We start from the raw sequence: 12,066 nt of genomic DNA, 5'->3' as shown, positions 1-12,066 counted from the left end.
ATGTTTCATCTTCGGTTCAGCAAGTGAACCGTAGTTTCGAGGGGCAGACAACGAAAGGAAGCCCCTCATGAAACGTCTCATCATTGCCCTGGTCGCCAGTTCCCTCCTGGCAAGCCCCATGGCTTTCGCCCAGCCTTCCGGATCTTTCGAGGTTGCGCAGGCGCATGACCGGTACCGGTCCAAGTCTGTCGACCGCCACGTATATAAGCATGTCGACAAGACCGTAGAAAAGCGCGTGATCGTCAAGAAGCATCGCTGGGCGCGTGGCCATCGCTTGAGCCCGGCAGAGCGTCGCCATATTGCCTATGTCCGTGACTACCGGCGCTACAAGCTGCGCACGCCGCCACGCGGCCAGCAATGGGTGCGCGTCGACAACGATTTCCTCCTGATCAGCCTTGCGACCGGCGTGATCGTCGGGCTTGCCGCCGCGCACTGATCCCCAGCAGTTTGAAGAGGCGGCGGCCTGTCGGCCGCCACCTTCTCGGGCGACGAGAGGAGATGAAAGGCGAGCATCGAGAACCTACCTCGCCGCCATGGGAGGGAGACGTCAGCTCGCAGAAGCGAGGCAGGATTTCAGCGAAGTGCCGATGTTCTCCATCAGCTGGAAATAGAGGTCCGGCCCTGCGTCGAGCGTTGCCGCCTCTGGGTCGAGCGTTCCGGATTTCGCGGGGGTGCCCTCGATGACGACATTGATCAGCTTCGGCTCGAACTGCGATTCGGCGAAAACGCAGGTCGCGCCCAGTTCCTTGATCTTGGCGCGGATCTCGGAAAGCCGCTCGGCGCCGGGAAGGACTTCAGGGCTGACGGTAATGGAGCCGGCGACGCGCACCTTGTAGCGATGCTCGAAATACTGGTAGGCGTCGTGGAAGACGACGAAAGGCTTGTCCCGGACCGGCGCCACCGTCTCGGCGAGGTTTTTGTCCAGTGCATCCAGCCGCTGGTTGAGCTTTTCGAGGTTGGCCTCGTAGGCGGCGGCGTTTTTCGGATCGGTTTCGGCGAGCGCCTTTTCGATCTCGGCAGCCATCGCCTTGGCGTTGATCGGGTCGAGCCACACATGCATGTCGAACTCGCCCTCGTCATGGTGATGCTCATGATCGTTAGCCGGCTCCTGTTCGTCGGCGTGCTCCTCATGTTCGTGGCCGTCATGGGCGGCTTCTTCTGCACCGTGACCGTGGCCTTCATGACCTTCTTCGTCGTGCGCGTGTGCCTCGAATGCACCGCCCTCCCGGAACTTCAGCTTTTCAAGGCCTGGCGCTTCGCTGAGTTCCACCACCTTGGCGCCGCTGCCGAGCGCTTCGAGCGGCTTGTCCAGGAAAGCTTCGAGCCCGTGGCCAACCCAGAACACCACCTTGGCCTCCTGCAATGCCGCGGCATTCGAGGGTTTCATGTTGTAGGTGTGCGGCGATGCGCCGCCCTCGACGATCAGCGACGGTTCGCCGACTCCCTCCATGATTGATGCTACCAGCGAGTGGACGGGCTTGATGGAAGCCACCACATTGGGTCCATCCGCAAAGGCTGGAGAGGAGAGAAGGACTGTGGATGCAAAGAGCAGGGCAGGCGTCGATTTCATCGGGGTCTCCGAGCTTTACAGGTTCAAAATCTTAGGCAGCCTTTGCGCATCGGCGTTGCGTATGGCCGCCATGTAATGTTATTACATCAATTGCGTTATGCTATAACGTGTGCGATAGCCAATGGCAACCCCATCAGTCCGGAACTTTTTGATGCTGAATTACCGATCGCCAGAAACGGGGCCGCTCGTCAGCCTCAATAACGCCGGGGTCCGCCGGAACGGGCGATGGCTCGTGCGCGGCGTCGAGTTTTCGATCAGCCGTGGCGAAATCGTCACCCTGATCGGGCCGAACGGCTCGGGCAAATCGACGACGGCGAAGACCGCGATCGGCGTGCTGAAGCCGGACGAGGGGTATGTGGAGCGCGTCGCTGGGCTCAAGGTCGGCTATGTGCCCCAGAAGCTCGCCGTCGACTGGACGTTGCCCTTGACGGTCGATCGGCTGATGACGTTGACGGGTCCCTTGAAGGGCCGTGAGATCGAGGAGGCGCTCGCCGCGACCGGAATGCTCCACATGGCGAAAGCCGAAGTGCAGCATCTTTCGGGTGGCGAGTTCCAGCGGGCGCTGCTCGCCCGCGCGATCGCGCGCAAGCCCGATCTGCTCGTTCTCGACGAGCCGGTCCAGGGCGTCGACTTCTCCGGTGAAATCGCTCTTTACGAACTCATCAAACAGATTCGCAATCGCACCGACTGCGGCATTCTGCTGATCTCGCATGATCTCCATATCGTCATGGCGGAAACTGATACGGTCGTCTGCCTCAACGGCCATGTTTGCTGCCGCGGCACGCCGCAGGCGGTGAGCCGCAGCCCGGAATATCTGAAGCTGTTCGGTCGGCGGGCAGCGGGCACACTTGCGGTCTACAGCCACCATCACGACCATACGCACTTGCCGGACGGCCGCGTGTTGCATGCCGACGGCAGCATCACGGAAAGCTGTTTCCCGGGCGATGGGCATCATCACCACGAGGAAACCGAGGACGTGCACGACCACGATCCGGACTGCGGCTGCGGTCATCACACGCGGCTCCAGGGTTTCGAAAAGGCGGAGAAGCGTGATGCTTGACGATTTTTTCATCCGCGCGCTCGTTGCCGGAATCGGCATCGCCATGGTCGCCGGGCCGCTCGGCTGCTTCGTCATCTGGCGGCGCATGGCCTATTTCGGCGACACCATGGCGCATTCGGCACTGCTCGGCGTCGCGCTGTCGCTGCTCCTCGAACTCAACCTGATGGTCAGCGTCTTCATCGTCGCCTCTGTCGTCTCACTGCTGCTGCTCTTCCTGCAGAAACGCGGTGCGCTGTCGACGGACGCGCTGCTCGGCATCCTCTCGCATTCGGCACTCTCGATCGGCCTCGTCATCGTCGCCTTCATGACCTGGGTCCGGATCGATCTCGTCGGCTTTCTCTTCGGTGATATCCTCGCTGTGTCCGAGGCCGACATCGACATCATCTGGGGCGGCGGCATTCTGGTGATCTTCGCGCTCGTCTATCTCTGGCGGCCTCTGCTTGCCTCGACCGTCAATCCGGAACTGGCGGAAGCCGAAGGCCTGCAGCCGGAGAGGGCACGGCTCTTCTTCATGCTGCTGATGGCACTGGTGATCGCCATCGCCATGAAGATCGTCGGTATCCTGTTGATCACGTCGCTTCTGATCATCCCGGCGGCGACCGCCCGCCGCTTTGCCGGCTCGCCGGAAATCATGGCCGTTCTCGCCTCGCTGATCGGCGCGCTCGCCGTCGCCGGCGGCCTTTTTGGCTCGCTTCGCTTCGACACGCCGTCGGGACCGTCTATTGTGGTTGCGGCGCTGGCGCTGTTCGTGCTGAGTCTGGTGCCGGTCGGCAAGAGACTCGAAAGCGCATCACATTCTTCGCATGGAGGGCATCATTGATGGGCACGCCGCAACTGACGAAAAACCAGTCGCTGGTGATGGGAGCGCTGGCCCATTCGGAAGGCCCGATGAGCGCCTATACCATTCTCGACAAGCTGCGCGACCAGGGTTTTCGCGCGCCGCTGCAGGTCTATCGGGCGCTCGACAAGCTGCTCGAATACGGTCTGGTCCACCGGCTTGAAAGCCTGAACGCCTTCGTGGCCTGCACCTGCCCACATGAGCACGAGCATGATCGCGGCGTCACCGCCTTCACCATCTGCGAGGGCTGCGGTCAGGTGACGGAGTTCCACGACGAGGCGATCGAGGACAGGCTTTCGGCGCTCGTGCGCGCGCAGAGCTTCAAGACCGAAAAGACGACGATCGAGATCCGCGGCCACTGCAAGAGCTGCGCCGCGTGATTTTCAACGGCGTGAGCGTCAGTCCAGCCGCTTGAGTTGGGCGGCATAGCGCTGCCAGTTCTTCACATAGTGTTCGGCGGAACGCTTCAGCCTCTCGACTGCGGCGTCATCGAGGGTGCGGATCGCCTTGGCTGGCGCACCGACAATCAGCGAATTGTCGGGAAACTGCTTGCCTTCGGTGATGAGTGCATTGGCGCCCACAAGGCAGTTCCTGCCGATTTGCGCACCATTCAGGACCGTCGCGCCCATGCCGATCAGAGTATTGTCGCCGATCGAGCAGCCGTGGATGATCGCCCGGTGGCCGATGGTGCAACCTTCTCCGATCGTCGTCGGAAAACCCGGATCGACATGGATGATGACAGCTTCCTGTATGTTCGTCCGCGCGCCGATGCGGATCAGCTCGTTGTCGCCACGCAGTGTCGCGCCGAACCAGATGCCGACATCCTCGCCGATTTCCACCTGGCCGATGATATTGGCGTCCGGCGCTATCCAGTAGCTGCCTTCCGCAGGCGTTTGCGGCTGCAGCGATCCGAGTGCGAAGAGCGGCATGCGGTGTTCCTTAGATCACGGTGACGGAGAGTGCGGCGACACCATCGGCGCCGCAGGTGACGACGTCGCCACGCTGGATCGGGCCGACGCCTGCGGGCGTTCCGGTCATGATGACATCGCCCGGCGCGAGCGTGAAGGTCGTTGAAAGCTCGGCGATGATCTCGGGCACCTTCCAGATCATCTGGGCGAGATCGCCCTGCTGGCGCGTTTCGCCGTTGACCTTCAGCCAGATATTGCCGTTGCTCGGATGGCCGATCGCTTCGGCCGGCACGATCTCCGAGACCGGTGCGGAGTGCTCGAAGGCTTTGGCCGCCGTCCAGGGCTTGCCGGCCTTCTTGGCTTCCGCCTGCAGGTCACGGCGCGTGAAATCGATGCCGACGGCGTATCCATAGACGTGGTTCAACGCCTCGTCGGCGGGAATGTCGGCGCCGCCGCTGCGCAGGGCGACGATCAGTTCCACCTCGTGGTGGACATCGGAAGAGCGCGGCGGGTAGGGGAAGTTCTCGCCCGGCGGCAACAGGTTGTCCGGGTTCTTCTGGAAGAAGAAGGGCGGTTCGCGGTCGGGATCATGTCCCATCTCGATCGCGTGGGCGGCGTAGTTGCGGCCGACGCAATAGACGCGCCGGACCGGAAATCCCACGAGGCTGCCGGAAATCGGCAGCAGCACGGGCGGCGAGGGCGGTATGACTGTTTCCAAGATCGTCCCTTCTCCTGCATGATTCCTCAAATCGGAATCGATTTGAGGATAAAATCATGCAGCGGCTCAAAGTGCTACAGCGACCTTCGCGCGTCTCAAAAGACGCGCGGCGCTGTAGCTACCGTGATCAACCCGGCGGCGAATAACGATGCCGAGCCGCCGAGACGCCACGGGCTTTGCGTATCGAAGACACGCAGAGCTGTGGCGAATCTGAAGCTGGACGTTAGCAGCCCGAAGGGCGGCCGCAAAAGGCAAAGTTATGCCGATGGTTCGACACGGCGGCTGCAATCAGGCGCAGCGCACATAGGCTTTAAGCTGGTCACGTGTCAGAAACCGGCCGTCCGAGCGCGAGTTGAGCTCCGGATGGCTGTATTCGAGGCTGGGTACTTCGGGAAGTTCAAGGGCCTGTCGGACTGTCATGATGCCGATGTCCTTGCGGCCGCTTTCGCGCTTCATGCTGACTTCGACTATGCGATAGAGATGGCTCTCGCTCATGCTGGCTCTCCCGTCTTATTTTTCCCCTTGGTGTGGACTAAAGCTCTCCGAAATTGGTTTTTGTGAGGCACCTCAGAATATAGCGGCAAGAAATGAAGGCTTCGCGACAGAAATCGGGCAGTTTCGCGAAGATTTCTGTGTCATTTCGAGATGCGCGGGAACGAAAAAGTAGTACATTTACGCCTGCGGTCGCTTCGGTCGGAAACTAATCTATGGGCTGACAGGCCAGGCTCCGGTTACCGCGGAAACAAAGAACAACGTCTTCGCCAATTCGCGCGATATCGTGCGTAACGCCGCGCGCCGGTGCCTCAATGTGTCTCTAGATGCGCCTCTTTGGCGGCGGAGATAAAGAGCTTGCGAGCTTCCTCAACGGTACGGCGACCGTCGATTGCGGCGCGGCAGGCGCTGCGGGCGGCGACGTAGTTGGGTCCACGGTGGGGCCACTGGCCCGCCAGGCACCTCAGCGCGTCGGACGGTCCCTTGACCGTACGCACGTCGTTACCGGTCAATCCAAGCTCGATGGGATGGCTCCACAACACTTGATGCATGCTTCTCCTCCTTGAGATCATGAACAACAACGTCGTCAGGTGGGCCCGGGTTCCGTACTCCTCGGACACGCACGTCCATCGCATGCTTCCTTAAATCCGAGCCGGTTCAAGGATAAAACATGCAGCAATTCAAAGTGCTACAGCGCCGCGTCTGCCGGACGCGCGGGCGCTGAAGGCCAAGCGCTTCAATGTAGCGCAGGAATTACGATTTGTCCGCTCTTTTGCGGAGCTTCTCCCGCCGGGGAACCAATCGGGCTGCACGTGGGTTTCGCTCCCGTAAGAGCTCTGAGGGGAGCGGACGGACGATTGCCCCGGACGTTGGCGAACCGGAGGTGAAATCCCTGACGAGTTCATCGTGATCGATCGCGCGCCGTGTTGGGAGGGCGCGACGGTCTTCTGTCGTGTTAGGAAGGAACAATGTGGACAAAATCGCTGGTGGCCGAAATTCTTGGTGAGCCTTCGCTGTCGCAATACGCCGGCAGCAGCCTCGCCCAGTTCGAATGGAAGAATCGCGTCATCGTCATCTTCTCAGATCTGACAAACGAGAAAGCCGCGCGTCAGGAGAAGCTGCTGCTTGAAAAACACCGCGATCTTGCGCGTCACGATGTCGTCGTCCTGCGTGTCAGGGACGGCTGCGCCGTACCCCTGTATGGAGCCGGCGGTGACCTCGATGCACGCCAGATCCGCGAGGACCTCGACGTCAACGAGGTTCGCGAATTCACCGTTGTGGTGGTGGGGAAGGACGGATCGGTGAGACTTCACGCGAACGAGCCTAAAAGGCCGGCAGAACTCTTCGCGCTGTTCAGGGGCGGCGCCGCGCCGTCGAGTCAGGACGCAGGAGCTCGCCCGCGGCAGGTCAATGCAACGTCTTTGAAATAGGCAGTCCGACCGAGGCTCCTTCCCGCATTTGGGCATCGACGCGCCTTGCCGTCGCATAGTCCTCGGTGAGTTCCAGTAAAGCCAGCGCGATCTCCTGCCACGTCCAGCCTTCGCTCTCGGCCACGGCGATCAGTAGCTGGAAATCGTCACCCATGGCGCGTTGGCATTCGAGATCGCGGTCGCGATGATCGGGGCAAATGTTTTGTGCAAGTGCTTTAGTCATCGTACTTCCTCGTTCCGAAAAACAACTCCGGGAGTATTCGGGTGGTTCCATCACGGTGAATGCTTTTGCTGGAGAATACGTGATCGATGCCGAGATGGTTTCAGCCGTTGTGTGGTTGGAGGCGTTCGCCGCACCGAGAGCATTGATGTGCTGGAGGGGTGACTGTTTGCCGATCACGGAGCGGGCTGCTGGAGCGACTAGGGGCGGCGCGCTCTCGCATTATGCGCACGCGCGCGCTATAAGGGCTCGGCCTGCTGCAGGATCCCTCAAATCGGAATCGATTTGAGGATAAATCATGCAGGAATTCAAAATGCTATAGCGATCTTTGCTTGTCTTGAAAGGCGCGCGGCGCTGTAGTTCTGCACTGCCGCTCCGATATGGCGCCGGCCGCGAGGCGTGGCGCCGGAGGGCGTTATGCGAACCCGAGAGACGTGAGAAAGTTTGCCGCCAATGGGTGAAAATCCGGGAAATTCCCGATACTTCAAGGCGCCGGTATTCGCCGTGGCGCCGATGATCGACTGGACCGACCGGCACTACCGCTTTTTCGCGCGGCAGCTCTCGCGCCACGCGCTGCTTTACACGGAGATGATCGTCGCCGACGCGATCCTGCGGGGCGATCGTGAGAGACTGCTTGGCTACCACACCTCGGAGAACCCGGTCGCCTTGCAGCTTGGCGGCAATGATCCGGCGAAGTTGGCGGAGGCCGCCCGGATCGGCGAAGGCTTCGGCTACGACGAGATCAACATGAATGTCGGCTGCCCGTCAGATCGGGTGCAGTCGGGCACTTTTGGCGCCTGCCTGATGCAGGAGCCTGCGCTCGTTGCCGAATGCGTCGCGGCGATGAAGGCGGCCGTCAAAATCCCCGTCACCGTCAAGTGCCGCATCGGCGTCGATGACCAGGATCCAGAGCAGGCGCTGCGCGACCTTGTCGCGCGCGTCAAGGATGCCGGCGCGGATGCCGTCTGGGTGCATGCGCGCAAGGCCTGGCTGCAAGGGCTGAGCCCCCGCGAAAACCGCGAGATCCCGCCGCTCGACTATGGCCTCGTGCATCGGCTGAAGGCGGAGAATCCGAATCTTTTCATCGGCCTCAACGGCGGTCTTCAGACTCTGGATCAGGCGCTTTCGCATCTGGATTGTCGCCTTTTGCCGCCGGGCATACCCGTCAAGCCTGCGGTCGAAGCCGGAAACGGGCCGGCCCTCGACGGCGTCATGCTCGGCCGTGCCGCCTATCATGACAGCGGCCTGCTGACCGCCGCCGACCGCTACTTCGCCCATCCGCTGACGGGCGCCGCGCCCGAGCCGATAGAGCCGCAAGCCTTCAATGATCGTGATCATCGCCTGTCGCACGATTTCTGGGCCGGCGTCCGCGACGCCATGGCGGATTACGCCGCGGCCCATATCGCGAATGGCGGCAGGCTGGTCCACGTCACCCGGCACATGGTCGGCCTGTTCCAGGGCTGGCCCGGCGCCCGGCGCTACCGCCAACTCCTCTCCGCCGACGCCACCCGAAAGGGCGCCGGCCCTGAGGTGATCCACGCCGCCTTCGACGCCGTGTTCGAGGCCGCAACGGCTCGGCAGGCGGCGGAGTAGGGTACGGCGGCGGTCTCGCAGTCGCTCGTTCTTCTGTCAGTCACAGGGGTCCTCGACGCGCCCAGGTGCCGCTTGGGCGCGAGAAGTGCTTAGGCTGACCCATCAGGCTAGAGCGGGTATCAATACCCCCTCTGCCCTGCCGGGCACCTCGCCCACAAGGGGGGAGATCGACAAGCGGCGATGTCGCAGTCCACCAATTCCGCTGCAGGGCACCGTTGAAGCGGCGTTCATGGGCATGCTATCGGGCAGGGCTGTGCCTCTACTGCATGATTCCTTAAATCGGAATCGATTTAAGGAATCATGCAGCAAATCAAGGTGCTACAGCGACCTTTGCGCGTGCGATTGGACGCGCGGCGCTGTAGCCGATCTTCCCCCTTGCGGGGGAGATGCCCGGCAGGGCAGAAGGGGGGTGGCCCCCGGACCAGATCGGAGATGTGCCCCGCCATGGTCGCAATAATCTAACCACACGAACCCAGTGTCACTCACAGCGAGGCCCGCGCCGAAACACCGTCGGTTCAAGGCCTGTGCGGTTTGCGCGTCTTGCCCCTCACCCTACAATGCCGCGCGCCTTATCAGACGCGCAAAGGACGCTGTAGCACTTTGACTTACTGCATGTTTTTATCCTTAAACCGGCTACGATCTAAGGAAACATGCAGTAGCCCTCTCTCTCTCCGCAAGTGGGACTTAAGAAGGCGCCGCGAGTCTCCTTCGCCCCGCTTGCGGGGAGAAGGTGGCCGGCAGGCCGGATGAGGGGCTTTGCCGAAGAGCGCGCCTCAACAAAAAAACGGCGCCTCTTGCGAAGCGCCGCTCTTTAAATTCCAACCGAAACGTCCGGCTTAGATTGCCTGGAGGTTGACGGCCTTCGGGCCCTTGCCCATGCGGTCCGGCTCGGTGTCGAAGGAGACCTGCTGGCCGTCCTTCAGGGTTGCGAGGCCAGCGGCCTGAACGGCGGAGATGTGGACGAAAACGTCCTTCGCGCCGCCTTCCGGCGTGATGAAACCAAAACCCTTGTCCTGGTTGAAGAATTTTACGGTGCCCTTGGTGGCCATGGAAGAAGTCCTTTTCCTTCAGTCTGTCTTTTTGCCGCAACCCAGCGCTTCAGTAACACGCATCGGCTGCCGCAGGTAGTGTTCACGCCCCCAAAAAAGGGATGCGAACGGGTCGTCTTCAGCGCTTTAGGCACTGAAAGGCGTCGAGTGGTCACGATATCGGGGAAAAGACGTCAACGATGCCGCTTGCGGCAGTCCCGGCGGAATGGCCGGGCTCAAACGAAAGTCCAGTCTCCGGGATTGAAAACGCCCGAACAATGTTAGAAGTGGCAGTATTCGCGGAAAAAGGCAAGCAAAGTTTCTGGAGGCGGCCGCGTGAGGCGCGATGCCTTGCCTTCGGCCCTTTGCGGCACTTCGCTCGGCCGCGCAGCATCGCCGAAATCTCGTGGATTGCCTCTTTCTGACCACATTTTCGTCCCGACGCTCGGCTGAGCGTGGCGAGCGCGGATCGACCGCCATGGGCTTGCTGCCGGCGCGGCGAACCGGTAGGTCTGGACCGAGAGGAATATTGCATTGATGAAGAACAGGTGCCCGGCGTGATCGATCCTTATGTCCTCCTTGGAATTGAGCGCGACGCCGACGAGCGGGCGATCCGGACCGCCTACCGCCGCGCGGTGAAGACCGCGCATCCGGACCGCGGCGGCGACGCCGAGCAGTTCGGCAAGCTACAGGCGGCCTATGACCTGCTCAAGGATCCGGTGCGCCGCAAGGTCTATGACGACACCGGCTACGATCCGCAGCTCGCCGATCCCAAGGACCTCAAGGGCCTGATGATGCTCGAAGCGCTCGTCAACGACTTCATCCTCGACGAACGCGAGCCCGGCAGCTTCGATCCGGTCGCGGCGATGCGGCGAAAACTCTCCGACGATATCGTCAAGAACCGTTTCCACATCCTCGAACTCGAGCGCCACCGCTCCCGCGTCCGCAAACACCTCGACCGCCTCGGCCGGCGGCCGGAGACCGACGTCCTCGGCTCGATGCTGCGCGCCCGCAGCCAGTCGATCGCCGAGGCGATCAAGAATGCCGAAGCGCAGATCGATGCGATCGAGCAGGCGTATACGATGCTGGAAGGGTATTCGTATGAACTGGAGGCATTGGAGGTGAAGCCACGCGCGGCGGAGTAGGGCGGTATCATGCGACGCTGCGAAATCAGCGCTCTGCACGGCCGAAGTGAATTCAGGCAGCCTCACTGTTCCTGTCGCGCGACACCATTTCCACTGCGAAGCTCGCCAGGACGAGTTTGCGGCGACCATTGCGGCCAACGCCGCCCGCAGCAACCGCGTCCGTCAGGCGCCGGCTGCGGCAGCACATCGAGCGCTATTTGACCTCTTCCTCAATATCGAGGCTTGGTCCAATGGGCTGCGCCATCGTCAGGACGAATTGAAAGTCTCGCCGGCCGCAATGAGCCGGCGAGACTGCGCTTGGTGATCAGTCGCCGTCCGTTGCGGATGCGCTGTCCGACGCGGATGCACCAACTGAAGCGGATACATCGGCTGAAGCGGACGCGCTACCGACATCACTGCCGGCGCCGTGGTCGCCTTCATCGCTGACGCCGCCGACGTCGCGGCCGGCACCGTGGTCGCCGTCCGCGCTGGCGCCACCTACGTCGCCGCCGGCACCGTGGTCGCCGTCCTCGCTGACGCCACCGCCAACATCGCCGCCGGCACTACCGCCGCCATCGCCGCCGACGCTGACACCACCGCCGCCGCCGGCGCTGCCACCACCACCGATGCCACCACCGATGCCACCACCGACGCTACCGCCGGCGCCACCACCGACGCTACCACCGCCACTCAAGCCACCGCCATTGGGGAAGGTATTACCAGTCGTTCCGAAGGGGTTGGCAGTCGTGATCGCAGCTGTAGACAACGGTGGACATTGCGCGATTTGTTCTGCGGTGAGGATCATGTTGCGGTTCCGCGCCATGCAGCAAAGCTGATAATTGTCCTCTGTAAGTGGACTGCACTGATCAGCCGTGAGTATCGGCCGTTCGGCGCCTTGGGCGCGCGCGGGAACCGTTGTCGATGCAAAAAAGCCGACCGACATAAGAGCCAGGCTGGTGCCCGTAAGAAGTACATGTAGGGTTTTCATGTCTTTTTTCTCCCTAAATTAGCAAGACCTTAAATTTGGCAATGACCAAATCGGTAATAGGGAGGAAAGTTCCATAAAAATTAAGGGGTTTCACACG

The 12,066-nt window shown here is 61.7% G+C and carries 15 protein-coding genes; 7 read left to right on the top strand and 8 right to left on the bottom strand.

What is annotated here, in order from left to right; genetic code table 11:
- Positions 1 to 67: 67 nt before the first annotated feature.
- Positions 68 to 436 carry an RcnB family protein gene (locus QA637_RS08155; protein ID WP_283064696.1) on the top strand — a complete coding sequence of 123 codons (369 nt, stop codon included), beginning with the start codon at positions 68 to 70 and terminating at the stop codon, positions 434 to 436.
- A 111-nt stretch (positions 437 to 547) separates the two neighbouring features.
- Here QA637_RS08155 and znuA read toward each other — a convergent pair whose 3' ends face one another.
- Complete coding sequence (gene znuA / locus QA637_RS08150; protein WP_283064694.1) at positions 548 to 1,570, bottom strand: zinc ABC transporter substrate-binding protein ZnuA; 1,023 nt, start codon at positions 1,568 to 1,570, stop codon at positions 548 to 550.
- 151 nt (positions 1,571 to 1,721) lie between these two features.
- Between znuA and QA637_RS08145 the strand changes: the two genes are divergently transcribed.
- From QA637_RS08145 to QA637_RS08135, 3 genes are read left to right on the top strand one after another with little or no spacing between them, the layout of a single operon-like run.
- Positions 1,722 to 2,630 carry an ATP-binding cassette domain-containing protein gene (locus QA637_RS08145; protein ID WP_153440189.1) on the top strand — a complete coding sequence of 303 codons (909 nt, stop codon included), beginning with the start codon at positions 1,722 to 1,724 and terminating at the stop codon, positions 2,628 to 2,630.
- On the top strand, positions 2,623 to 3,450 hold the full coding sequence (znuB, locus tag QA637_RS08140) for a zinc ABC transporter permease subunit ZnuB (RefSeq protein ID WP_153440190.1): 828 nt from the start codon (positions 2,623 to 2,625) through the stop codon (positions 3,448 to 3,450). Before QA637_RS08145 ends, znuB begins: the two co-directional genes overlap by 8 nt.
- Positions 3,450 to 3,848 (top strand): Fur family transcriptional regulator, encoded by a 399-nt coding sequence (locus tag QA637_RS08135; RefSeq protein ID WP_153440191.1) that lies wholly within the window; start codon positions 3,450 to 3,452, stop codon positions 3,846 to 3,848. Before znuB ends, QA637_RS08135 begins: the two co-directional genes overlap by 1 nt.
- Positions 3,849 to 3,866: 18 nt before the next feature.
- Here QA637_RS08135 and QA637_RS08130 read toward each other — a convergent pair whose 3' ends face one another.
- From QA637_RS08130 to QA637_RS08115, 4 genes are all read right to left on the bottom strand, one after another.
- Positions 3,867 to 4,397 (bottom strand): gamma carbonic anhydrase family protein, encoded by a 531-nt coding sequence (locus QA637_RS08130; protein WP_153440192.1) that lies wholly within the window; start codon positions 4,395 to 4,397, stop codon positions 3,867 to 3,869.
- Between the two features lie 10 nt (positions 4,398 to 4,407).
- The gene (locus QA637_RS08125) at positions 4,408 to 5,097 is read right to left on the bottom strand and encodes a fumarylacetoacetate hydrolase family protein (protein WP_380785535.1); all 690 of its coding nucleotides are present in this window, start codon (positions 5,095 to 5,097) and stop codon (positions 4,408 to 4,410) included.
- Positions 5,098 to 5,382: 285 nt separating this feature from the next.
- Positions 5,383 to 5,589 carry a hypothetical protein gene (locus QA637_RS08120; RefSeq protein WP_136510096.1) on the bottom strand — a complete coding sequence of 69 codons (207 nt, stop codon included), beginning with the start codon at positions 5,587 to 5,589 and terminating at the stop codon, positions 5,383 to 5,385.
- A 308-nt stretch (positions 5,590 to 5,897) separates the two neighbouring features.
- The gene (locus QA637_RS08115) at positions 5,898 to 6,137 is read right to left on the bottom strand and encodes a DUF982 domain-containing protein (protein WP_153440194.1); all 240 of its coding nucleotides are present in this window, start codon (positions 6,135 to 6,137) and stop codon (positions 5,898 to 5,900) included.
- Between the two features lie 417 nt (positions 6,138 to 6,554).
- On the opposite strand from QA637_RS08115, the gene QA637_RS08110 reads away from it, so the two are divergent.
- Positions 6,555 to 7,016 carry a DUF4174 domain-containing protein gene (locus QA637_RS08110; RefSeq protein ID WP_153440195.1) on the top strand — a complete coding sequence of 154 codons (462 nt, stop codon included), beginning with the start codon at positions 6,555 to 6,557 and terminating at the stop codon, positions 7,014 to 7,016.
- Here QA637_RS08110 and QA637_RS08105 read toward each other — a convergent pair.
- Positions 6,994 to 7,416: a hypothetical protein gene (locus tag QA637_RS08105; RefSeq protein ID WP_234886916.1), complete on the bottom strand. Its 423-nt coding sequence runs from the start codon at positions 7,414 to 7,416 to the stop codon at positions 6,994 to 6,996. The two genes, QA637_RS08110 and QA637_RS08105, sit on opposite strands and share 23 nt — an antisense overlap.
- A 273-nt stretch (positions 7,417 to 7,689) precedes the next feature.
- Between QA637_RS08105 and dusA the strand changes: the two genes are divergently transcribed.
- Complete coding sequence (dusA, locus tag QA637_RS08100) at positions 7,690 to 8,829, top strand: tRNA dihydrouridine(20/20a) synthase DusA (protein ID WP_153440196.1); 1,140 nt, start codon at positions 7,690 to 7,692, stop codon at positions 8,827 to 8,829.
- Positions 8,830 to 9,665: 836 nt separating this feature from the next.
- Here the strand turns inward: dusA and QA637_RS08095 are convergent.
- Positions 9,666 to 9,878, bottom strand: coding sequence for a cold-shock protein (locus QA637_RS08095; RefSeq protein ID WP_069458369.1), 213 nt, complete (start codon positions 9,876 to 9,878; stop codon positions 9,666 to 9,668).
- Between the two features lie 536 nt (positions 9,879 to 10,414).
- On the opposite strand from QA637_RS08095, the gene QA637_RS08090 reads away from it, so the two are divergent.
- Positions 10,415 to 11,002 (top strand): J domain-containing protein, encoded by a 588-nt coding sequence (locus tag QA637_RS08090; protein WP_184108762.1) that lies wholly within the window; start codon positions 10,415 to 10,417, stop codon positions 11,000 to 11,002.
- A gap of 304 nt (positions 11,003 to 11,306) precedes the next feature.
- Here QA637_RS08090 and QA637_RS08085 read toward each other — a convergent pair whose 3' ends face one another.
- Complete coding sequence (locus tag QA637_RS08085) at positions 11,307 to 11,969, bottom strand: hypothetical protein (RefSeq protein ID WP_283064685.1); 663 nt, start codon at positions 11,967 to 11,969, stop codon at positions 11,307 to 11,309.
- Positions 11,970 to 12,066 lie beyond the last annotated feature (97 nt).

Source organism: Sinorhizobium terangae (genome assembly GCF_029714365.1).
Lineage (GTDB): Bacteria > Pseudomonadota > Alphaproteobacteria > Rhizobiales > Rhizobiaceae > Sinorhizobium > Sinorhizobium terangae.
The sequence above is the reverse complement of the archived record's forward strand: the minus strand, read 5'-3'. Positions and strand labels throughout refer to the sequence as shown.